General features: G+C 71.7%; 18 protein-coding genes. 9 read left to right on the top strand and 9 right to left on the bottom strand.

The window, feature by feature from the left end:
• Positions 1–80: 80 nt before the first annotated feature.
• The 3 genes from ACGFYN_RS07165 to ACGFYN_RS07155 all read left to right on the top strand — a co-directional run bounded on the left by ACGFYN_RS07165 (position 81) and on the right by ACGFYN_RS07155 (position 3,399).
• A complete protein-coding gene (locus ACGFYN_RS07165; protein ID WP_393864737.1) occupies positions 81–995 on the top strand; it encodes an ABC transporter ATP-binding protein in 915 nt (304 codons plus the stop codon).
• Positions 992–1,822 carry an ABC transporter permease gene (locus ACGFYN_RS07160; protein ID WP_393864736.1) on the top strand — a complete coding sequence of 277 codons (831 nt, stop codon included), beginning with the start codon at positions 992–994 and terminating at the stop codon, positions 1,820–1,822. The genes ACGFYN_RS07165 and ACGFYN_RS07160 overlap by 4 nt, the downstream gene beginning before the upstream one ends.
• 92 nt (positions 1,823–1,914) lie before the next feature.
• On the top strand, positions 1,915–3,399 hold the full coding sequence (locus tag ACGFYN_RS07155) for an alpha/beta hydrolase (RefSeq protein WP_393864735.1): 1,485 nt from the start codon (positions 1,915–1,917) through the stop codon (positions 3,397–3,399).
• Between the two features lie 5 nt (positions 3,400–3,404).
• On the opposite strand, the gene ACGFYN_RS07150 is transcribed toward ACGFYN_RS07155, so the two are convergent.
• On the bottom strand, positions 3,405–4,514 hold the full coding sequence (locus ACGFYN_RS07150; RefSeq protein WP_393864734.1) for an abortive phage infection protein: 1,110 nt from the start codon (positions 4,512–4,514) through the stop codon (positions 3,405–3,407).
• A gap of 138 nt (positions 4,515–4,652) precedes the next feature.
• On the opposite strand from ACGFYN_RS07150, the gene bla reads away from it, so the two are divergent.
• Positions 4,653–5,552, top strand: coding sequence for a class A beta-lactamase (gene bla, locus ACGFYN_RS07145; protein WP_393864875.1), 900 nt, complete (start codon positions 4,653–4,655; stop codon positions 5,550–5,552).
• 10 nt (positions 5,553–5,562) lie between these two features.
• Here the strand turns inward: bla and ACGFYN_RS07140 are convergent, their stop codons facing one another.
• Positions 5,563–5,991 (bottom strand): protein-tyrosine phosphatase family protein, encoded by a 429-nt coding sequence (locus tag ACGFYN_RS07140; protein WP_393864733.1) that lies wholly within the window; start codon positions 5,989–5,991, stop codon positions 5,563–5,565.
• Entirely contained in the window at positions 5,988–6,725 is a 738-nt protein-coding gene (locus tag ACGFYN_RS07135) for a FadR/GntR family transcriptional regulator (RefSeq protein ID WP_393864874.1), read from the bottom strand. The genes ACGFYN_RS07140 and ACGFYN_RS07135 overlap by 4 nt, the downstream gene beginning before the upstream one ends.
• 198 nt (positions 6,726–6,923) lie before the next feature.
• On the opposite strand from ACGFYN_RS07135, the gene ACGFYN_RS07130 reads away from it, so the two are divergent.
• The 5 genes from ACGFYN_RS07130 to ACGFYN_RS07110 are packed head-to-tail and all read left to right on the top strand — an operon-like array spanning position 6,924 to position 13,458.
• Positions 6,924–8,522, top strand: coding sequence for an ABC transporter substrate-binding protein (locus ACGFYN_RS07130; protein WP_393864732.1), 1,599 nt, complete (start codon positions 6,924–6,926; stop codon positions 8,520–8,522).
• 19 nt (positions 8,523–8,541) lie between these two features.
• Entirely contained in the window at positions 8,542–9,504 is a 963-nt protein-coding gene (locus tag ACGFYN_RS07125) for an ABC transporter permease (protein ID WP_393864731.1), read from the top strand.
• Complete coding sequence (locus ACGFYN_RS07120; RefSeq protein WP_393864730.1) at positions 9,501–11,519, top strand: dipeptide/oligopeptide/nickel ABC transporter permease/ATP-binding protein; 2,019 nt, start codon at positions 9,501–9,503, stop codon at positions 11,517–11,519. The genes ACGFYN_RS07125 and ACGFYN_RS07120 overlap by 4 nt, the downstream gene beginning before the upstream one ends.
• Positions 11,516–12,535 carry an oligopeptide/dipeptide ABC transporter ATP-binding protein gene (locus ACGFYN_RS07115; protein ID WP_393864729.1) on the top strand — a complete coding sequence of 340 codons (1,020 nt, stop codon included), beginning with the start codon at positions 11,516–11,518 and terminating at the stop codon, positions 12,533–12,535. The genes ACGFYN_RS07120 and ACGFYN_RS07115 overlap by 4 nt, the downstream gene beginning before the upstream one ends.
• Positions 12,532–13,458: a dihydrodipicolinate synthase family protein gene (locus ACGFYN_RS07110; RefSeq protein WP_393864728.1), complete on the top strand. Its 927-nt coding sequence runs from the start codon at positions 12,532–12,534 to the stop codon at positions 13,456–13,458. Before ACGFYN_RS07115 ends, ACGFYN_RS07110 begins: the two co-directional genes overlap by 4 nt.
• On the opposite strand, the gene ACGFYN_RS07105 is transcribed toward ACGFYN_RS07110, so the two are convergent.
• The 6 genes from ACGFYN_RS07105 to leuA form a co-directional block, all read right to left on the bottom strand.
• Positions 13,455–14,639, bottom strand: coding sequence for an exo-alpha-sialidase (locus tag ACGFYN_RS07105; RefSeq protein ID WP_393864727.1), 1,185 nt, complete (start codon positions 14,637–14,639; stop codon positions 13,455–13,457). The genes ACGFYN_RS07110 and ACGFYN_RS07105 overlap by 4 nt on opposite strands.
• 2 nt (positions 14,640–14,641) lie before the next feature.
• Entirely contained in the window at positions 14,642–15,304 is a 663-nt protein-coding gene (locus ACGFYN_RS07100; RefSeq protein WP_393864726.1) for a response regulator, read from the bottom strand.
• Positions 15,301–16,479, bottom strand: a complete 1,179-nt coding sequence (locus ACGFYN_RS07095) for a sensor histidine kinase (RefSeq protein ID WP_393864873.1) — start codon at positions 16,477–16,479, stop codon at positions 15,301–15,303. The genes ACGFYN_RS07100 and ACGFYN_RS07095 overlap by 4 nt, the downstream gene beginning before the upstream one ends.
• Positions 16,480–16,544: 65 nt before the next feature.
• Positions 16,545–18,626, bottom strand: a complete 2,082-nt coding sequence (locus tag ACGFYN_RS07090; protein WP_393864725.1) for an MMPL family transporter — start codon at positions 18,624–18,626, stop codon at positions 16,545–16,547.
• Positions 18,627–18,764: 138 nt separating this feature from the next.
• Positions 18,765–19,460 carry a TerB family tellurite resistance protein gene (locus ACGFYN_RS07085; RefSeq protein WP_393864724.1) on the bottom strand — a complete coding sequence of 232 codons (696 nt, stop codon included), beginning with the start codon at positions 19,458–19,460 and terminating at the stop codon, positions 18,765–18,767.
• A 182-nt stretch (positions 19,461–19,642) separates the two neighbouring features.
• On the bottom strand, positions 19,643–21,364 hold the full coding sequence (leuA, locus tag ACGFYN_RS07080; RefSeq protein WP_393864723.1) for a 2-isopropylmalate synthase: 1,722 nt from the start codon (positions 21,362–21,364) through the stop codon (positions 19,643–19,645).
• Positions 21,365–21,654 lie beyond the last annotated feature (290 nt).

The raw sequence follows: 21,654 nt of genomic DNA, 5'->3' as shown, positions 1-21,654 counted from the left end.
CCACGGTCGACACCCGGCCGGCAGCGGTGTCAGCACCCGGCCGATGTGCGGGCGGTCCCGTCCACGCGACCGTGGTCCGCATGATCGAAGTCGAGCAGCTCACCAAGCGCTACGGCCCCACGACGGCCGTCCGCGATCTGTCCTTCACCGTCCGCCCCGGCCGGGTCACCGGCTTCCTCGGCCCCAACGGCGCGGGCAAGACGACGACCCTGCGCATGCTGCTGGGCCTCGTCGAGCCGAGCGGCGGCACCGCCACCGTCGACGGCCGCAGCTTCCGCCGACGGCCGCGCGGCCTGCGGCACGTCGGCGCCCTCCTCGACGCGCACGACGTGCACGGCGGGCGCAGCGCGCGGGCCCATCTGCACGCGCTGGCCCGCAGCAACCGCATCCCGAAGGGGCGGGTGGACGAGGTGCTCGCCGAGGTCGGGCTCACCGGCTCCGCGGCCCGCCGCCGGATCGGCACCTTCTCCCTGGGCATGAGGCAGCGGCTCGGCATCGCGGGCGCGCTGCTCGGGAACCCTCCGGTGCTGATGTTCGACGAACCGCTCAACGGGCTCGATCCGGAAGGCGTGTTGTGGGTGCGGGAGCTGTTCCGGGGACTTGCGCGCGAGGGCCGTACGGTCTTCGTCTCCAGCCATCTGATGTCCGAGATGGAGCACACCGCCGACGAGTTGGTCGTCATCGGCCGTGGCGAGCTCATCGCCGCCGAGAGCCTGATCGAGTTCGCGGCGCGCGGCACGGCGCCGACGGTGACGGTGCGCTCGCCGGACGCGGGCCGGCTGGCGGCCGTCCTGACGGCTCAGGGCGCGGCGGTGGCCCCCGACGACGAGGAGACGCTGACGGTGCGGGGCGCGAGCGCGGTCAGGATCGGCGAACTCGCACACGAACACCGGTTTCTGCTCTGGGAGTTGTCCCCTCAGACGGCCTCGCTGGAGACGGCCTTCATGGAACTGACCGCCGACAGCGTCGAGTACGCGGCAGGAGAGACCCGATGACCACGCTCGCCCTGCCGGCCGCCCGCTTCACCGACCTGCTCGCCGCCGAGTGGATCAAGCTGCGCTCCCTGCGCTCGACCTACTGGGCGCTGGGCTCAAGCGCAGTGGCCCTTATCGCCTTCAACACGAACGCGGCCCGCGCCGACTACGTCAACTACCCGCACTACAGCGGGCCGATCCGTGACGACTTCGTCTACTGGGCGCTGCGCGACGCCTTCACCGCGGGCGCCGCGCTGATGCTGGTCCTGGCGGCCGCGGGCGTCGGCGCCATCACCGTCGTCGGCGAGTACGCGACCGGCCTGGTCCGCACGACCTTCACCGCCGTGCCCGACCGGCGGGCGCTGATGACGGCCAAGCTGCTCGTGGTGACGGCGGTGATGACGGTCTACGGCGCGGTCGTCGCGGCCGCCTCCTACGCCGCCACCCAGGCCGTCCTCGACGGCCGCGGCACCGGCGTGCCGATCGGCCACCCCGGTGCCTGGCGCGTGGTCGCGGCCTCCGCCCTGCTCGCGCCGGTGAGTGCCCTGGTCGGCATGGCCATGGGCGCACTGATCCGGCACAGCGCGACCACGATGATCCTCACCACGATCCTGCTGCTGCTCCTGCCGTCCTTCATCACCGACCGCTACCACTGGACCGCCTGCGTCGGGAACGCGCTGCCGTACAACGCCTGGGTGCGGCTCGTCGACATCGGCTACGGGGACCACCCCTTCACCCTGACTCCCAGGTACCCGACGACGGTCACCGGCGGCTGGATCGTGTTCACGGTGTGGGCGGGCGTCGCGGCCGTACTGACGGTGACGGTCGTGGACCGGCGGGACGTCTGACAAACCCTGCCTCCGGTCTGGGGTAAACCCCCGTACCGACAAGGCAGTTGCCCGGATGGGAGGTGCGGGCCGGGTCCGGGAGGCTCGTAGGTATGAAGGAGATCACGAAGAGCGCAGCCCTGATCGCAGCCGCCTCCGGCATCGTCTTCGGTGTCGTCACGCCCCTGACCGCGTCCGCCGCCGACGCGTCCGCCTCTTCCCTGAAATGGGCCAGGTGCGACGGCAGCGGCCTCGACACCCGGCAGCAGTGCGCGACCCTCGAAGTCCCGTTGGACTACGCCCGTCCCGACGGCCCGAAGATCGACCTGGCCCTCTCCCGCATCCCCGCCGAGCGGCCGTCCGCCCGCCGGGGCGCCCTGTTCCTGGTACCGGGCGGCCCCGGCGGCACCAGCCTCGCGGACCCCTCGGGGAAGGGACAGAAGCTGCCGCGGAGCGTCCGGGACTCCTACGACCTGATCGGGTACGCGCCGCGCGGCAACGCGCCCTCGACCACAGTCGATTGTGGCCTCGACCATGCCGACCTCGCCCTGACCGCGCTGCGGCCCTGGCCCGCCGCCGACGGCTCCGTCGGCCAGAACATGACCACCGCCCGCCGTATCTCGCAAGCCTGCGCGCGCAACGGCGGCGAGCTGATGCGGCACATCAGCACGGTCGACAACGCCCGCGACCTCGACAGCATCCGGGCCGCCCTCGGCGAGCGGAAGCTCTCGGCGTGGGGCGTCTCGTACGGCACGTACGTCGGGGCCGTGTACGCCCAGCTCTTCCCGCAGCACACCGACCGCATCGTGCTGGACAGCAACGACAATCCCGACCCGGCGAAGGTGGAGCGCGCCTGGCTGGAGGCGGCCGAGGTGGGCGTCGAGGACAACTTCCCCGAGTTCGCCAAGTGGGCGTCCGCGCCCGGAAATCCGTACCGTCTGGCCGATACGGCCGCCGAGGTCCGCCCGCTCTTCCTGCGCCTGGCCGCCCGCCTGGACCGCGAACCGATCCCGTGGCCCGGCGCCGACCCGGAGGAGCTCAACGGCAACGTCCTGCGCCAGACCATGCTGAACAGCTTCTACGACCCCGACGACTACGCCGGCCTGGCGCAGCTGATCCTGGCCGCGCAGAAGGGCGAGGTGCCTCCCGCCCCGCAGTCGCCCCCGGACCCGGTGCTGCAGAACTACACCGCGGTCGGCGCCGCCACCATATGCAACGACGCCGCCTGGCCGAAGTCGGCCGCCGTGTACCGCAAGGCGGTCGAGGAGAGCCGGGCCAAGTACCCGCTCACCGCGGGCATGCCCCGCAACGCCATGGTGTGCGCCGCCTGGCCCTGGCAGCCGGAGCGGGCGCCGGTACGGATCACCGACCGGGGCCCCTCCAACGTCCTGCTCGTCCAGAACCGTCGCGACGTCGCGACGCCGCTGAGCGGCGCCCGGAAGCTGCGCGAGGCCCTGGGCCGCCGTGCCGTGATGGTGACGGTGAACTCCACCGGCCACGACGCCTATCTCGACAACGGCAACGCGTGCGGCGACGCGACGGTCTCACGTTTCCTGGCGACCGGGGAGCGGCCGCGGCGGGACGTCTACTGCCGGTAGCCCGATCAGGGCCGTCGAGCGCACCGGCCGTACTGCCGGGCCAGTGCGTGGAACGCCTCCTTCGGCTCCCAGTGCCAGCCCGAACGGGGGTCGTCGGGGCGGTCCTTGATCGCCTTGGTGATGCTGTAGCTCGCCATGTCGAGGTCCTTGCGCGGGTCGTCGGCGCGGTGCGGGGCGTCCGGGGTGACGAACTCGAAGGCCATCGCCGCGTACAGGCCCATCGACTCGAAGACCCGCACCAGGTCGGTCAGGTAGGCGGCCTGGGTGTGCTCGCTGCGCACCAGGTGTCCCTTGATCTCGCCCTTGTCGTAGTCGACGACGTCCCAGCCCATGCCGCCCGCCTGGGGTGCGCCCCGGTAGGTGCAGGTGCCGAACTCGGTGATGGCGAGGGGCTTGCCCCAGCGCTGGTATTTCCTCAACTCCCGTACGTAGTCGGCAGGGTGGCGGAAGTACGAGTAGTAGTCGATGCCGACGACGTCGAAGAGCCGCCAGTCCACCTCGTCGTCCTGGGCGGCGGCGTAGCCGAGGTTTCCGTGGAAGACGGACCGGCCGAGCGCCGCCGCCTTCGCGGTGAAGCGGTCCAGGCGGCGCTGCATCTTCACGGGGTCGAAGTCGCCCTCCATCATGTTCCGCACCCGGTCCATGACCGTCGCCCCCGGCACGATCCCGGGCACGAACAGCCAGAACTCGCAGCCCACGCTGAAGTCGACGCTCGCGCCGTGGCGCCGCAGCCGCTCCGCGAACCGGCCGCACTCGGCCATGTGCTCCAGGATGTCCCGCTCGGGCGCGTCCGCGAGGGTCGGCTGGAGCCACACGTGCAGCCCCTGCTCGGCGGCCTCGGTGGCGGTGGCGGTGAGCCGTTCGACGCCGTCGCCGGTGACGTCGACGGTGTCGGCGTGCAGGCGGTCGCGGACGGCGCGGATGTCCCGGCGCATCCGGGCCGCGCTCCACGCGGTCCCGGGCGTCTCGCCCTCGCCGACGGTGTAGACGACACCGCGGTGCCCGAGGCCGCCTGCGGCCACCGCCGGACGGGACGGCAGCACCGTCGCCGCCGCTCCGAGGGCCGCCGCCCCCGCGAGGAACCGTGCCCGGGTGATCCCCTTCGTCTTCTCCATGCCGTTCACTGTGCCGGGCACCGGCGCGCCCCGCCGTCCGCCGATGGTCTACGACCGCTCAACCAACGAATGACGTACGGCGTCGATCATGGGTAGGAAGACGGAAGATCTAGGAAGACGGAAGATCGAAGACGGAAGATCGTCGTCTCGTACCGACCGAAGGAGAACACGATCCCAGGCCGACGCACCCTGCTCACCGCGGGCACCGCCACCGCCGCCGCGCTCCTGACCAGCGCGCCCGCCCACGCCATCACCGACCGCCTGCGCGCGCTGGAGCAGCGGCACGGCGCCCGGCTCGGCGTCTTCGCGCACGACGTCCGCACGGGACGCTCCGTCACCCACCGCGCCGACGAGCGCTTCCCCATGTGCTCGACCTTCAAGACGCTGGTCGCCGGCGCCGTCCTGCGCGACCTGGACCGGCACGGCGAGGTCCTCGCCCGCCGCATCCACTACACGCGCGCGGACCTCGTGGACGGCGCCCCCGTCACGGGCACGGAGGAGCACCTGGCCCACGGCATGACGGTCGCCGAACTCTGCGACGCCGCCATCCGCTACAGCGACAACTCGGCCGCCAACCTCCTGCTGCGCCTGCTCGGCGGCCCCACCGCCGTGACCCGCTTCGCCCGCTCCCTCGGCGACCCTGTGACCCGCCTGGACAGGTGGGAGCCGGACCTCAACTCGGCCGAACCGGGCCGCCGTACGGACACCACGAGCCCTCGCGCCATCGGCGGCAGCTACGCCTGCCTGGTCCTCGGCCACGCCTTGAACGGCCCGGACCGCGACCGCCTGACCCACTGGCTGCTGACCAACACGACCGGCGACCACCGCATCCGCGCCGGCCTGCCCGCCACCTGGACGGTCGGCGACAAGACGGGCTCCGGTTCCTACGGCACCACCAACGACGTGGCCGTCGCATGGACGGCCGACGGCGCCCCGGTCGTCCTGGCCGTCCTGTCGACGAAGCCGCGGCAGGACGCCGCTTGGGACGACAGCCTGCTCGCAAGGGCGGCGGCTATCGTGGCCGAAACCCTCGGCTGACACCGCTCGGTCAGAACTGCCGCACGTACCGCTTCTGCCACGGCGTCTCCACCGCGCGCCGGTCGTAGTGCCGCCGTACGAAGGCCACCGCCTCTTCGGCTGATACGCCGTCCAGGACCGCCAGACAGGCCAGTGCCGTGCCGGTGCGGCCGCGCCCGCCGCCGCAGGCGATCTCGACGCGCTCCACGGCGGCCCGCCGCCAGGCCTCGGCCAGGGCCGCGCGGGCGTCCGCGCGGTCGGCCGGGAGGCGGAAGTCCGGCCAGCGGACCCAGCGGAACTCCCAGGTGACGGGCGGGGGTCGGCGGCCGAGGAGGTAGAGGGCGTACGAGGGCGTGGGCGCTCCCTCCGCGAGGGGGTGCCGCAGGCCCCGGCCCCGGACCAGCCGCCCGGAGGGCAGTCGCAGCACACCGGGGTCCGCCGGCCGCCAGGTGTCCGTCATCGCGCCAGCGTACGGTCCTCGATGCCCCGGAAGTGGTGCACCATCGCACGCTCCGCACCCTCGGCGTCCCCGGCCCGCAGCGCGGTCACGATGTCCCGGTGCCGGCGGACCGTCACCTCCGGCTCCGGGTCGTCCGTCCAGCCGCGGGCCCCGGCCACCCTGCGAAAGACGGTCCAGAAGGCCCCGAGCAGCTGGGGCACGAGGGCGTTGCCGAGCGACGCGTAGAGCAACTCGTGGAACTCGCGGTCGAGTTCGGGGAAGGGACGCCCCGCGCGGACCGCCGCCTCCATCCCCGCGACGACCTCCTCCAGCGTGTCCAGCTCCGCCTCGGCGACCGACCCCGCGATGCGCCGGATCAGCCCCTCCTCCAGGACCTCGCGCACCTGGAGGATCTCGGCGAGCGCCCCGGTGTCGTCGTCGTGCGAGGCGAGCGTGCGGAAGGTGAGCCCGTCGATCAGCGGGGTCAGCGAGGCCTGGCCGACGTAGGTGCCGTAGCCGTGTCTGATCTCCACGATGTCGAGTGCCTGGAGCGCCTTGAGGGCCTCGCGCACGGAGTTGCGGCTGACGCCGAGGTCCTCCATCAGCTCGGCCTCGGTGGGCAGCGGCGCGCCCGGCCGGAGCCTTCGGTCGAGGATCAGCTGCACGACCTCCCGCCGTATCCGGCTGTTGCCGGACTCCGCGCCCCTGGGGTTCCTGGTCTCCCTGTTCCTCGGCTCCGCGGCCATGCGCCGCATCGTACGCGCACCGGACGTCCCACGTCCCATGTCCGGCACTGACGTGCGCCAACTCCCGCCACCGGCTCCGCCATTGGCTCGACCTCTGGCAGCTACGCCATTCGTGTGCGGGCCCTTGACCGCCCCCCGGGCCGCTCCTATGGTCGCGGCTGACGGCAGGACGTAGGACGTCGTATCTCCTCACTCGCTGGAGGAACCGTGCATCGCCGGACCTTCCTGAAGTACACCGGCGCGATGGGTGCGGCCACCGCCGTCTCCGCGTCGCTGTCGGCCTGCTCCTCGGGGCCCCAGTCCACGAACGACACCGGCAGCGGGAGCGGCAGGAACCGCACCCTGACCGCTGTCATCGGCTACGGCAACGACGGCACCTGGGACCCCACCCAGACCGCGTCCGCCTTCTGCATGGCCGGCAACAACCACATCTACGAGGGCCTGCTCGACACCGACCCGATCTCCCGCAAGCCCTACGCCGCGCTCGCCACCGAGCTGCCCAAGGACGTGAACGCCACCTCCTGGAAGTTCACGCTGCGCGCGGGCGCCAAGTTCCACGACGGCAGGCCCGTCACCGCCGACGACGTGGTGTTCGTCTTCGACCGCATCCTCGACCCCAAGACGCAGACGCTCGCCAAGGGCTTCTTCGCCGGCTGGCTGAAGGAGGTCCGCAAGATCGACGCGCAGAACGTCGAGCTGGTGCTCAACTTCCCCTTCCCGGACGGGGTTTCGCGACTCACCCTGGCGAAGATCATGCCGAAGCACGTCTTCTCCAAGCCCGGCGCCTGGGACGACGCGATCAAGGGCCTGGCGGTCGGCTCGGGACCGTACCGGCAGAGCGCGCACCACCCGAAGTCGAACACCACCTTCGAGGCGTTCGCCGACTACAACGGCCCTCGCCCGCCCGCCTTCAAGAACATGAACTGGCTGACGATCGTGGACGCCGCGCCGCGCGTCGCCAAGATCTCCGGCTCCAGCGCGGGCGCGCAGATCTCCGACAACATCCCGTACGCCAACATCAAGCAGCTGGAGAGCGGCGGGCTGACGGTGGCGGGCGGCGCCGGCATGAACAACCTGTTCCTGATGTTCGACACCAAGCACAAGCCCTTCGACGACGTACGGGTGCGCCAGGCACTGCACTACGCCATCGACACCGAGAAGATGGTGCAGGTCGCGCTGAAGGGCCACGGCAAGCCGTCGTCGTCGTTCCTGAACGAGGGCAACCCCACCTACCGGCGGGCGAAGACGGTCTACGACTACGACCCGGAGAAGGCGAAGGCGCTGCTGAAGGCGGCCGGGGTCAGCGGGCTGAAGATCGAGATCCTGGCCGTGAACGTCAGTTGGATCGTCGACTGCCTGCCGACCATCAAGGCCTCCTGGGACGCGATCGGCGTCAAGACGACCCTCTCCCCGCAGGAGACCACGGCCGTCTTCACCAAGATGGACCAGAAGCAGGACTACCAGGTGGTCGCCGCCGCCTCCAACCCCAACCAGTTCGGCCTCGACGCCGACCTGATCATGCACTACAACTACGGGCCCACCAATCTCTGGATGCAGTACACCCGGTGGGCCGACAACTCCGTCGCCAAGCAGCTCTTCAAGGACATGGACCGGGCCACCCAGGAGCCCGACCCGGACAAGAAGAAGGCGATGATCCAGGACTACGTCGACACCGTCGCCGAGCAGGTCGTGCTCTACCCCGTCGTCCACAACGAGCTGATCACCGCCTGGGACCCGAAACAGCTCACCGGCATAAGGGCGCAGCCCTACCCCGGCATCAACGTCCTCCAGGCCAAGTGGGCCTAGGGGCAGGGGAGTCCGCTTCGTGATCGCCGTCGTCAGGATCCTGCTCCGCCGCATCGCCCTGCTCGTGCCGCTGATGCTCGGCATCGTGCTGTTCGTGTTCCTGGTGATGCGCTTCTCGGACGTCGACCCGGCGTCCGCGTTCTTCCAGGGCGCGAACCCCACCCCGCAGCAACTGCACGACTTCCGCGAGCAGAACGGCCTGCTGGACCCGCTGCCCGTGCGCTACCTCCACTTCGTCGGCGACCTGCTCCACGGCGACATGGGCACCAGCGCGCTGACCCGCGCCCCCGTGCTCGACCAGGTCACCACCGCGCTGCCGCTGACCCTCCAGCTCACCTTCCTGGGCCTCGGCATCGCGGTGGTGCTGGCGCTGCTCGGCGGGGTGACGGCGGCGATCTACCGCGACCGGCTGCCCGACCAGGTCATCCGGGTCGTCTCGCTGACCGGCGTGGCCGCCCCCGGCTTCTGGCTGGCGCTGCTGATGATCCAGTACCTGGCGGTCGAGCTGGGCTGGTTCCCGACCGGCGGCTACATCAACCCGGCCGACTCCTTCACCGGCTGGCTGAAGACGATGACCCTGCCCGCCCTCGCCCTGTCGCTGCCCGTCGCGGCCCAACTGACGCGCATCGTACGGACGTCGGTGGTGGAGGAGCTGGACAAGGACTACGTCCGCACGGCGATCGGGAGCGGGCTGCCGCCGCACGTGGTCGTGGGACGCAACGTGCTGCGCAACGCCCTCATCAACCCGCTGACCGTGCTGGGCCTGCGCGTCGGGTATCTGCTCGGTGGCGCGGTCGTCATCGAGACGATCTTCTCGCTGCCCGGCATGGGCAAGCTGATGATCGACGCCGTGAAGAACGGCGACCCGGCGGTGGTCCAGGGGGTCGTGCTGACCACGGCGACCGGCTTCGTCGTGGTCAACCTCGTCATCGACGTCCTGTACCTGCTGGTCAACCCGAAACTGAGGGATGCGGCCGCATGATCACGCAGTTCACGCGCAAGAACCTCACCGGGGCGCTGTCCCGGCCCGGTGTCGGCCTGCGCGGCTGGCGCAGGCTGCCGCCGCTGTCGAAGGCCGCCGTCTGCTTCCTGGTCCTGGTGGTCCTGGTGGCCGTGTTCGCGCCCCTGCTCGCGCCGCACGACCCGCTCGACCAGCAGCCGCCCGTCGACGCCACCGGGCATCCCTCGGCCGAGCACTGGATGGGGCAGGACAGCCTGGGCCGGGACATCCTGAGCCGGCTGATGTACGGCGCCCGCTGGTCGCTCGCGATCGGCCTCGGCGCGACGGCCCTCGCGCTGGTCGTGGGCGCGCTGATCGGCGCGGTCGCGGCCACCTCCCGCAAGGCGCTGGACGAGACGCTGATGCGCTGCCTGGACGTGGTGATGGCGTTCCCCGGCATCGCCCTCGCGGCCGTCCTGGTCGCCGTCTTCGGCGGCGGCATCACCGTGCTGATCTGCGCCATCGCCTTCCTGTTCATGCCGCCCATAGCGCGTGTCGTCCGGGCGAACATCCTCGACCAGTACGGCGAGGACTACGTCACGGCGGAACGGGTCATCGGCGCCCGCACCCCGCACATCGTGCTCCGGCACGTCGCCATCAACTGCGCCGCCCCGATCCTGGTGTTCTGCACCGTTCAGGTCGCCGAGGCCATCGTCTTCGAGGCGTCGCTGTCCTTCATCGGCGCGGGCGTACGTCCTCCGGACCCGTCTTGGGGCAGTGTCATCGCGGACGGCAAGGACATGGTGCTGACCGGGGGTTGGTGGGCGACGGTGTTTCCGGGCCTGCTGATCCTGGTGACCGTGCTGTCGCTGAACATCCTGTCGGAGGGGGTGTCGGACGCGTGGGCGGCTCCGCCGGCGCGAGAGGTGGACGTACGCGCGGACGACGACCGGTTGGAGGCTCCGGAGCCTGGGAGCGGGGAGGTGCTGCAGTTGCCGGGGCTGACGGCGGCGGCCGCCCGGTTGCGTGCCAAGCGTTCGTCTGCGGCGCCGTCCGGGCTGAGCGCGCAGTTCCCCGCGCCCCTTTCCGGTGCTGCCGTCCTGGCTGTTGAGAAACTTGCCGTTGGTTTCGAGGAGCGGCACGGGGGTGTGGACATTGTCGACGGCATCAGCTTCGAGGTGCACGCCGGTGAAGTCCTCGGTCTCGTCGGAGAGTCGGGGTGCGGGAAGTCGCTGACGGCGCTGTCGATCATGGGTCTGGAGCCGAAGGGCGCCCGGGTGCGCGGCCATGTCCGGTTCGGCCGGCGGGAGTTGCTGTCGGAGCCGATGCGGATACGGCGCCGGCTGCTCGGCCACGAGATGGCGATGGTCTACCAGGACGCCCTGTCCTCCCTCAATCCGGCGATGACGATCCGCGCCCAGCTGAAGCAGGTCGTACGGCGCGGCGGCCGGCGCGGCCCCGCCGAACTGCTCACCATGGTCGGCCTCGATCCGGAGCGCACCCTGCGCAGCTATCCGCACGAGCTGTCCGGCGGCCAGCGCCAGCGTGTGCTGATCGCCATGGCGCTGTCCCGCGACCCGAAGCTGATCGTCGCCGACGAGCCGACCACGGCCCTGGACGTGACGGTGCAGGCGCAGGTCATAGAGCTGCTGCTGCGTCTGCGCGAGGAGCTGGGCTTCGCGCTGATCCTCGTCTCGCACGACCTGGCGCTGATCGCCGACGTCACCGACCGGGTGGTGGTGATGTACGGCGGGCAGATCGTGGAGACGGGCGTGACCGCCGACCTGGTGGAGGTACCGGCCCACCACTACACCCGCGGGCTGCTCGGCAGCGTGCTGTCGCTGGAGTCGGCGGCCGAGCGGATGACGCAGATCAAGGGCGTCGTGCCCTCCCCCGCGGACTTCCCGGCGGGCTGCCGCTTCGCCGACCGCTGCCCGCTCGCCACCGAGGTCTGCCGCACCACCGCGCCCGGTCTGCTGGGCACACCGACGCACACGGCGGCCTGCCACCATCCGGCGGCCGAACTCGTGACGCAGGAGCCGGAGGCCGTGAATTGAACGCGATCGTCGAGCTGTCCGACGCCCATGTCGTGCACAAGGCGCGCAGCGGCGGCCTGTTCACCCGGGACAGGGTGTACGCCCTGACCGGCGCCGACCTCTCCGTGGCGCCCGGCGAGACGGTGGGCGTGGTCGGCGAGTCCGGCTGCGGCAAGTCGACCCTGGCGAAGGTGCTGGTGGGCGTGGTGCGGCCGACGAGCGGCACGGTGTCCTTCCAGGGCCGCGACCTGTGGACGATGCCGCCCGCCGAACGCCGGACCGCCGTCGGCGCCAGCACCGGCATGATCTTCCAGGACCCGTCGACGGCCCTGAACCGGAGGCTGACGGTACGGCAGATCCTGCGCGACCCGCTGGACGTGCACGACCGCGGCGCGAAGGCCCGACGGGACGAACGCGTACGGGAGTTGATGTCCCTCGTCGGTCTTCCCCGGGCCCTCACCGACGCCCTGCCCGGCCAGCTCTCGGGCGGCCAGCGCCAGCGCGTGGCGATCGCCCGGGCGCTGGCGCTCGATCCCGATCTGGTGGTGGCCGACGAGCCCACCAGCGCCCTGGACGTCTCGGTGCGCGCCCAGATCCTCAACCTCCTGCTGGATCTGAAGGAACGCCTGGGCCTGGCCCTGGTGTTCGTCTCGCACGACATCCAGACGGTCCGGCGGATGAGCGACCGCGTGATCACCATGTACCTCGGGCGGATCGTCGAGGAGTCACCGGCCGCCCGGGTCACCGAGCGCGCCCGGCACCCGTACACCCGCGCCCTGTTCTCGGCGACCCCCGGCCTGCTCGACCCCATCGACCCGATCCCGCTGACCGGTCCGGTCCCCTCGGCGACGCGCCCGCCCAGCGGCTGCCCGTTCCGTACCCGCTGCTGGAAGGCGGACGAGATGTGCGCGGCGGACATGCCGGATTTCTCGGCCGCGTCGAGCGCGGACCACCGCTTCCGCTGCCACCATCCTGTCCAGGAGGACGAGTCGACCCGCGACCTCGTACGCCAGAACCATCCAACGGAGCCCTCATGACGTTTCCCGCCCCGCTCACCGGTGTCGTCCCGCCCGTCTGCACGCCCCTGACACCGGACCGCGAGGTGGACGTCCCCTCCCTGCTCAGGCTGGTCGACCATCTGCTGGCGGGCGGGGTGCACGGGCTGTTCGTGCTGGGGTCCTCGTCGGAGGCGGCGTATCTGCGCGACACGCAGCGCCGACTGGTGGTGGAGGCGGTGACCGGCCATGTGGGCGGCCAGGTGCCGGTACTGGCCGGGGCGATCGACATGACGACGCCGAGAGTGCTGGACCACGTGGCGTCGGTGACGGCGGCGGGCGCGGCCGCGGTGGTGGTGACGGCGCCCTTCTACGCCCGCACCCATCCCGCCGAGATCGCCCGCCACTTCCGCCTGGTCGCGGCCGCCTCCCCGGTGCCGGTGATCGCGTACGACATCCCGGTCGCCGTGCACACCAAGCTGCCCGCGGACGTCGTCCTCGACCTGGCCGCCGACGGTGTGCTCGCGGGCCTGAAGGACTCCAGCGGCGACCTGGCCGCCTTCCGCGAGATCGTCACCGGAGCGCGCCACCTCTCCGGCTTCAGCGTCCTGACCGGCTCGGAACTGCTCGTCGACGCGGCCCTCGCGCTCGGCGCCGACGGTTCGGTCCCCGGCCTCGCCAACGTCGACCCGCACGGCTACGTCCGCCTCGACCGGCTCTGCCGGGCCGGCGACCGGGAGCGGGCCCACGACGAACAGGACCGGCTGTGCGCCCTGTTCGGGCTGGTGGCCGTCGGCGACCCGGCCCGTATGGGCGGCGGCTCCTCGGCCCTCGGCGCCTTCAAGGCGGCCCTGCACCTGCGCGGCGTCATCGACTGCCCGGCGACCGCGGAACCCCAGGTGCCGCTCTCCCCGGAGGAGGTCGAGCAGGTCGGCAAGTTCCTCGCCGGGGCGGGGCTGCTTTAGAAGCCGTCCACCGGCAGCCGCCGGAACTCGATCGTGTCGTACGTCCCGGTCGTGCCCGTCTCGTACAGGATCCCCGCCGTGTGATGGCCGACCTGCACCAGGTCGGAGTACGCGGCCGGCTGCTGCGAGAGCGTCAGGGCCCTGCTGAAGGTCGCTCCGCCGTCCGTGCTGCGCCAGATCGCCATCGCCCGGCGGGCGGTCGGCACGGACGGGCCGGAGAAGAGCAACGGTGCGTCCATGCCCTGGAGTTGGAGGACGCTGCCCTCGACCACCGGGACGTCGTCGAGCGTGGGCTGCACGGCGTACGGGCGGTCAAGAGTCTCGCCGCCGTCGCTGGAGTACGTGTCGAGCCGGTTGCCGGCGCTCGTGCCGTTCTGGTCGCGCGAGCTGAAGTAGAGGCGGCCGTCCGGCAGTTGGGCGACCGAGGACTCGTTGGAGTTGTCCACGCCGTCGTAGGAGTCGTCCACGAAGCCCAGCCGCCAGGTACGGCCGCCGTCGTCGCTGTAAAGGGCGTGCGCGCCGTAGTACTTGGCCTCCTGGCCGGTGTCGGAGGAGCCGGCGGGCGGGGCCGCGGAGTGGTTGGCCGGGACGACCAGGCGCCCCGCGTGCCGGCCGCGGGTCAGGGCGACCGCGTGGCCCGGTCCCGTCGCGTACCAGCGCCAGCCGGCCGGCTTCACCTCACCGGTGATGTCCCGCGGCGCCGTGAAGTGCCGCCCGTCGTCCCGGCTGCGCTGCACGAACACCCGTCTGCTCTGCTGCCAAGTCACCTCGCCCCGCATGATCTGCGCCTCGGTGACAGCACCGCTGTTGTAGGACGTGACGAGGACGACCTCGCCGGTGCGCGGGTCGACGACGGGTGCGGGGTTGCCCCGGGTGTCGCCGTTCCCGGCGGCCACCACCTTCAGCGGGCCCCAGGTGCAGCCGCCGTCGCCGGAGCGCCGCAGGACGACGTCGATGTGGCCGGTGTCGCCGGCGCTGTTGTGACGGCCCTCGGCGAAGGCGAGGAGGGTGCCCCGGCCGGTGGTGACGGCCGCCGGGATGCGGAAGGTGTCGTAGCCGTCCTGGCCCGACGCGTACGGCAGCGACGAGGTGCAGCCCGTGGCGGCGGAGGCCGGCGTGAGGGCGGTGAGCGGCGTGAGGAGCACGGTGGCGGCGAGGAGGGTGCGGCTCAGGAAGGTCACCGTCACATCGTTCCCGGAGTCACCAGTCCCGACTCGTAGGCGACGATGACGAGCTGCGCCCGGTCCCGCGCCCCCAGCTTCCCCATGATCCGGCTGACATGGGTCTTCGCGGTCAGCGGGCTGAGCCCCAACGCCTCGGCGATCTCGGCGTTGTTGAGCCCGCGCGCCAGCAGGGTCAGCACCTCCCGCTCCCGGCCGGAGAGGCATTCGGGACCGCCTGTCGCGGGCGCCGACGGGCTGCGCAGGAACCGCTCGATCAGCCGCCCCGTGGGCCCCGGGGAGAGCAGCGCCTCGCCCGCGGCCACCGTGCGGATGGCGTCGAGGAGTTCGGCCGGGCGGGTGTCCTTGACGAGGAACCCGGAGGCGCCCGCGCGCAGCGCCTCCACGATGTGCTCGTCGGTGTCGTAGGTGGTCAGGACCAGCACCCGCACCCCCGTCAGGTCCTCGTCGGCGGCGATGAGACGGGTCGCCTCGATGCCGTCCAGGTCGGGCATGCGCAGGTCCATCACGACCAGGTCGGCGCGCTCGCTGCGGGCCAGCGCCACGGCCTCCCGGCCGGTGCCGGCCTGCCCGACGACCGCCATGTCCCGCGCCGACTCGACCAGCATGGCGAACGCGGCCCGCACCAGCGTCTGGTCGTCGGCGAGCAGCACGCGGATCGTCATCGGGTCCCCTCCACAGCGGTCGTCAGCGGCAGTACGGCGCTCACCTCGAAACCGCCCTGTGCCCGCGGTTCGGCGTCGAGTGTGCCACCCACGCTGCGGGCCCTCTCCCGCATCCCCACGAGCCCGAAGCCGGGCGTACCGCCCGGGGTGGGCCCGGTGCCGTCGTCGGTGACGGACAGGCGCAGGGCGCCGTCCCGCTCGTACAGCTCGACCTGTACGGCGGGTTCGGGCCCCGCGTGCCGCACGGCGTTGGTCAGCGCCTCCTGCACGATCCGGTAGGCGGCGGCGCCGACGGCGGGCGGCGCCTGCCGTACCCGTACCCACTGCTCGACGCGCGCACCAGCGAGCCGGGCCGCCTCCACCAGGTCGGGCAGACCGTCGAGGCCGGGCAGCGGGCCCCGGCCCTCGCCGTGCTCGGCGGCGCGCAGCACCTCCAGGGTGGTGCGCAGCTCGCCGCGCGCGGCGCGGCAGGTCTCCGCGATCTCGTCCAGCGCCTTGGCGATCGTCTCGCGGTCGAGGCGCTCGGGGTCGGCGGCCAGGACGTGCGCGGCGACGGACGTCTGCACGCCGATGAGCGTGATGGTGTGGGCGAGCAGGTCGTGCAGGTCGCGGGCGATGCGCAGCCGCTCCTCGGCGACCCGGCGGCGGGCCTCCTCCTCGCGGGTGCGCTCGGCGCGTTCGGCGCGTTCGACGATGCCGGCGACGTACTGGCGGTAGTAGCGGACGTCGACGCCGAAGAAGAGCACGGCGATGATCCAGCCGGAGACGCGGAGCAGCTCGACGGCCTGGTGGGTGTTGACCGTGAGCATCACGCTCGTGGCGAACGCGAGGGCGGTGACGCCGGTCAGGACCGTGCGCAGGGGGCGGCCGGTGACGGCGACCGTGTAGAGCGCGACGTACGAGGCCGGGGTCGGTGCGATGTGGTTGTAGTCGAGGGCGTGGAAGGGCACCGCGAACGCCACCACGCCCGCCAGGGCCAGCACGGGACGGCTGCGCCGCCAGACGAGCGGCACGTGGGCCGCGAGCAGCAGGGCCAGGCCGAGCGGGCCGGGCCTGCCGCCCTCGTCTCCGAAGAGGGCGACGGCCGTGGCGAGCACGGCGACTCCGGCCGCGAGCAGCGCGTCGTTGCGGGTCCGGTGCGGTGCGGTCAGCGGGTCACGGTTGATCACCGCCATGATCCGCTCGCCCTTGCGCGGCTCCCGCGCCGTCGACGCTGTCGTGTGCTCCACGGTGTTCAGCTTCACACGGGTTCCCGCCGGCGTGGTGCCCGCACCCGGGCCGGCTCGCGCGAGAGCCGGCCCGGCCACCACACCTTGCGGCGCAGCAGCACGCTCGCCGTCGTCACCAGGTACGTCCGCACCAGGAAGGTGTCCAGCAGCACGCCGACCGCGATCACGAAGCCGAGTTCGACGAGTCCCACCAGCGGCAGCGTGGTCAGCACGGCGAAGGTCGCGGCCAGTACGACGCCCGCGGAGGCGATGACCCCGCCGGTTGTGCGCAGCGCGGTCAGCGCCGCCGTCTGCGGTTCGGCGCCCGCCAGGGACTCTTCGCGCATGCGGTGCATCAGGAAGATGCCGTAGTCGACGCCGAGTGCCACCAGGAAGACGAAGGACAGCAGGCCGAGTCCCGAATCCGTGCCGCCGAAGCCGAGCACGGGCCCGAACACCAGCCCGCCGATCCCGAGGGACGCGCCCCACACCGCGATCACGGCGACGAGCAGCAGCAGGGGCGCCACGAGACTGCGCAGCAGCCCTACGAGGATCACGAACACGGCGGCGAGCACGAGCGGTACGACCACCTCGCGGTCCCGGGTCTGGCTGTCGGCCAGGTCGAGCTGCTGGGCGCTGGGACCGCCGACGTAGGTGCCGTAGGTGCCGTCGAGCCCGGCGCGCAGTGCCTCGATGGTCCTCGTCTCGCCCGGCGACTCGGGGGCGGCGGTGGCGAAGACGGAGATCTCCGTCCAGCCGGAGCCGCTGCGCCCGGGCGCCGCCTGCGCGACGCCGTCGGTGGAACGGGCCTTGACCAGCACGGCATCTGCCTTCGCCGTGGGGGCGATGACGGTGATCGGCTGGCTGCTGCGCCCGGGGTAGGCGCGGGCCAGGGTCTGGGTCGCGGAGATCGACTCGGGCTTCTTGGTGAAGGAGTCCTCCTGCTTGAGCGTGCCGGGCAGGTTGAGCACGCCCAGGGCGAGCGCCCCGAGGAGGACGGCCCCGAGAGTGAGCACGGCGGCCGGGCGGCGGGTGGCGGAGCTGCCCATCGCCGCGAACAGCGACCGCCGTGCCTTCGGTGTGCTGCCGAACGCCGGGACCATCGGCCAGAAGACGCGGCGGCCGAGGAGGACCAGCAGGGCGGGCAGCAGGGTGAGCATCGCGACGAGCGCGGCGAGCACGCCCACCATGCCGACCGGGCCCATGCCGCTGCTGCTGTTGAGGTCGGCGGCGAGCAGGCACAGCAGTCCGGCGGCGACGGTGCCGGAGGAGGCGAGGACCGCCGGGCCGCAGCCCTTCAGGGCGGCGCGCATGGCGTCGTAGGGCCGCTCGTGGCGCCGTAGTTCCTCGCGGTAGCGGGAGATGAGCAGAAGGGCGTAGTCGGTGCCCGCGCCGAGCACGAGGACCGTCATCACGCCGCCGCTCTGGCCGGTGATGGTGACGCCGAAGCCCTCGTGGAGGCCGTACGCGGCGGCCATCGCCAGGCCGGCGGCGACTCCGGCGGAGGCGAGCGGCACCAGCCATAGGAAGGGGCTGCGGTAGATGAGGATCAGCAGGGCGGTGACGACGCCGAGGGTGGCGTAGAGCAGGGTGCCGTCGATCGAGCCGAAGACCTTGCTCATGTCGGTGTTCAGGCCGCCGGGCCCGCCGACCTCGGCGCTGAGCCCCGCACCGCCGTTCGCGATGTCCCGCACGCCGTCGACGAAGGCGTCCCGCGCCTTGTCGTCCTGTCCCGGCCCGGTGCTGGAGACCGGGTACATGAGCGTGGTGCCGTCGCGCGAGGGCACGGCCTTCGGGGTCCCGGTCAGCTCGTACTTGGTCCCGATCTCGGCGACCTGCGCGCCCGCCATCTGCCGGTCGGCCGCGGTGAGGCCGCCGCCGCGGTGGTAGACGAGCACCAGGTCGGTGGCCTGGCCGCCCGGCAACTCATCCTGGATGCGAGCCACTTGGGTGGAGTCGGCGCTGTTCGGCAGATAGTCCACGGACCGGTTCTGCTGCACCTCGCCGAACTTCCCGGCGAACGGTCCGACGAGCACCAGCGTCGCCAGCCACAGGCCGAGCACCACCCAGGGCACGGCACGCCGGCCCCCTGTTCGCGTCCTTGCGGCCCCCATGGACGGGCCCCCCTCCGGTCGGGATGTCTGGGTCGTCTCCAGACTCCCGGCACACGGGTCCGGCTTCGTCGGGCGTGCGGGCGAGTTGCGCACTACTGCCGTGGGCGGTCCTGCGGCGGCATTACTCCCACGGGAGTATCAGGACGGCGTACGCGCCGCCGCCAGCAGCCGCGTCACGTCGTCCGCGCAGATCGTCAGGGCCGCGCCCACCGTGCTCAGGACATCGCGCTCGGCAGGCGTGTACGGGCCGTCGGCGAGGGCGATACGGGCACCCTGGAGCAGGATCGATTCGCGGCCTACGGCGGCCAGGTGCGGGGCGAGGGGGTCCAGGGCCTCGTGCAGCTCGATGGCGAGTCCGGTGCCGCAGGGTTCGCCGTAGACCCGGCCGGTGTCCGCGGCCAGCGCCTCGACGAGGGCGCTGAGCTGCTCCTCGGTGCAGTCGTCGAAGCCGGCCGCGCGGACCGTGCCGGCGGCGGCCTCCACGGCGGTGCGCGCACAGGTGCCGCCCGCGGTCAGCACCGCCAGGGCGACCGTGTGCACGGCGTCGCGGAGCATCGCGGAGAAGCGGGTGGTGGTCGGGTGGTCGAGGGCTTCGGTGCCGAAGTGGCGGCGGCAGGAGGCGCATTCGACGACCGGGGCGGTCTCGCCGCGCGGCAGCACGGGCACGCCCAGGACGATGAAGCGACGGTGGCCCGTCAGACGCTGGTAGTTGCGGTCGCCGCCGCACCCGGGACAGAAGAACTCGCCGTCTCCGACGGGCGTCCACGCGGTGCGGGTGCCCAGCAAACGCGCAGGCCTGGCGGCTCGGCCGTTTCGTCCCCGTACTGGCAGCACGTCGCACCTCCTCACCCCGCGGCCCCATCGCCGCTGGCGTGATGTTAGCCACATCCTTGAGCCTTAGTCAGTACCCCGGACGAGACCTTTCCGTGACCTCCACGTGGAGATGGCCGATAAACGACGGCGCCCCGACCGCCGTGCACAGCGGTCGGGGCGCCGAAAAGGCCCGGTCGAAGGGGTCAGCGGGCGGCTCGGTTGACGGCGGAGACGACCGCCTTCAGCGACGCACGCGTCGTGTTCGCGTCGATCCCGATCCCCCACAGAACCTTGCCGTCGATGGCGCACTCGATGTAGGACGCGGCCTGCGCGGAGGCGCCCTCGCTCATCGTGTGCTCCTGGTAGTCCAGCAGGCGTACGTCGATGCCGATGGACTGCAGGGCGTCGAAGAAGGCCGAGATCGGACCGTTGCCGGAGCCGGTCAGGACGGTGTCGGCGCCGTCGACGGTGGCCTCCACCTTGAGGGTGTCCACGCCGTCGGTGTCGGTGGTCGACTGGCCGTTCTTGACCTGGATCCGACCCCAGGGGTTCCGGGGGTTCGGCAGGTACTCGTCCTGGAAGACCGACCAGATGTCGGAGCCGGTGATCTCGCCGCCCTCGGCGTCCGTCTTGGCCTGGATCAGCTTCGAGAACTCGATCTGCATCCGGCGCGGCAGGTCCAGCTTGTGGTCGTTCTTCAGGACGTAGGCGATACCGCCCTTGCCGGACTGCGAGTTGACGCGGATGACGGCCTCGTAGGAGCGGCCGACGTCCTTGGGGTCGATCGGCAGGTACGGGACGGCCCACTCGATGTCGTCGACGGTGACGCCCTTGGCGGCCGCGTCGGCCTCCATCGCGTCGAAGCCCTTCTTGATGGCGTCCTGGTGGGAGCCGGAGAAGGACGTGTAGACCAGGTCGCCCACGTACGGGTGGCGCGGGTGGACCTCCATCTGGTTGCAGTACTCCCACACGCGGCGGATCTCGTCGATGTCGGAGAAGTCGATCTGCGGGTCGACGCCCTGCGAGAACAGGTTCATGCCCAGGGTGACCAGGTCGACGTTGCCGGTGCGCTCGCCCTGCCCGAACAGACAGCCCTCGACGCGGTCGGCGCCGGCCATCACGGCCAGCTCGGCGGCGGCGACGGCGGTGCCGCGGTCGTTGTGCGGGTGGACCGACAGCACGACGTGCTCGCGGCGCGACAGGTTGCGGTGCATCCACTCGAAGCGGTCCGCGTGCGTGGAGGGCGTCGAACGCTCCACCGTGGCGGGCAGGTTGAGGATGATCTCGCGGCCCGGACCGGGCTGCCAGACGTCCATGACCGCCTCGCAGACCTCCAGCGCGAAGTCCAGCTCGGTGTCGGTGAAGATCTCGGGCGAGTACTGGTAGCCGAATTCCGTCTCCGGGCCCAGCAGCTTCTCGGCGTACTCCACGACCAGGCGCGTGCCGTCGACGGCGATCTGCTTGATGTCGTCCTGGGAGCCGCGGAAGACGACCCGGCGGAAGACCGGCGCGGTGGCGTTGTACAGGTGGACGTTGGCGCGCCTGGCACCCTTCAGCGACTCCACGGTCCGCTCGATCAGGTCCTCGCGGGCCTGGGTCAGTACGGAGATGGTGACGTCGTCCGGGATCGCGCCCTCTTCCTCGACGATGGAGCGCACGAAGTCGAAGTCGGTCTGGCCGGAGGCGGGAAAGCCGACCTCGATCTCCTTGTAGCCCATCTTGACCAGCTGGTCGAACATCCGGCGCTTGCGCTCGGGCGACATCGGGTCGATCAGTGCCTGGTTGCCGTCACGCAGGTCCGTGGAGAGCCAGCGGGGGGCGACGGTGATCCGCTGGTTCGGCCAGGTGCGGTCCGGGATGTCGACCTGCTCGTAGCGGCCGTACTTGTGGATCGGCATGGTGCTGGGCTGCTGGCGGTTCGCCATGATTGCGGGGCTCCTCGAGGTGTCCGGAAAGGACGGCCGACGACGCAACGCGAAGCTCCGCGGGGAGGGAGTCGACCTGGACTACAGGCCCTCGCCGCGGCAGCTAAGAAGAAGCAGCCCGAAACGCATGATGCTCCGCATGCTAGCCGAGCCCCTTCGGATGCGGGGCGCCGTATCAGTATGCGGGACCCGGGCGATAAAAGGGGCAAAACGTGCGCCATACCACTCCGTCACGGAGCGTGCAGGCCGCTGTCCCCATATTTCACCAATCATGGTTGCGGGTAGTGACA

It is taken from the genome of Streptomyces sp. NPDC048419 (assembly GCF_043200415.1).
Lineage (GTDB): Bacteria > Actinomycetota > Actinomycetes > Streptomycetales > Streptomycetaceae > Streptomyces.
This window is presented reverse-complemented; position numbering and strand designations above follow the sequence as displayed.

Bases quoted from the DNA above. Each gene is read 5' to 3' on its own strand.
- leuA (WP_393864723.1), bottom strand. From the start codon at position 21,364: ATGGCGAACCGCCAGCAGCCCAGCACCATGCCGATCCACAAGTACGGC.
- ACGFYN_RS07120 (WP_393864730.1), top strand. From the start codon at position 9,501: ATGATCACGCAGTTCACGCGCAAGAACCTCACCGGGGCGCTGTCCCGG.
- ACGFYN_RS07110 (WP_393864728.1), top strand. From the start codon at position 12,532: ATGACGTTTCCCGCCCCGCTCACCGGTGTCGTCCCGCCCGTCTGCACG.
- ACGFYN_RS07165 (WP_393864737.1), top strand. From the start codon at position 81: ATGATCGAAGTCGAGCAGCTCACCAAGCGCTACGGCCCCACGACGGCC.
- ACGFYN_RS07135 (WP_393864874.1), bottom strand. From the start codon at position 6,725: ATGCGGCGCATGGCCGCGGAGCCGAGGAACAGGGAGACCAGGAACCCC.
- ACGFYN_RS07090 (WP_393864725.1), bottom strand. From the start codon at position 18,626: ATGGGGGCCGCAAGGACGCGAACAGGGGGCCGGCGTGCCGTGCCCTGG.
- ACGFYN_RS07150 (WP_393864734.1), bottom strand. From the start codon at position 4,514: ATGGAGAAGACGAAGGGGATCACCCGGGCACGGTTCCTCGCGGGGGCG.
- ACGFYN_RS07100 (WP_393864726.1), bottom strand. From the start codon at position 15,304: ATGACGATCCGCGTGCTGCTCGCCGACGACCAGACGCTGGTGCGGGCC.
- ACGFYN_RS07095 (WP_393864873.1), bottom strand. From the start codon at position 16,479: ATGGCGGTGATCAACCGTGACCCGCTGACCGCACCGCACCGGACCCGC.
- ACGFYN_RS07155 (WP_393864735.1), top strand. From the start codon at position 1,915: ATGAAGGAGATCACGAAGAGCGCAGCCCTGATCGCAGCCGCCTCCGGC.
- ACGFYN_RS07140 (WP_393864733.1), bottom strand. From the start codon at position 5,991: ATGACGGACACCTGGCGGCCGGCGGACCCCGGTGTGCTGCGACTGCCC.
- ACGFYN_RS07160 (WP_393864736.1), top strand. From the start codon at position 992: ATGACCACGCTCGCCCTGCCGGCCGCCCGCTTCACCGACCTGCTCGCC.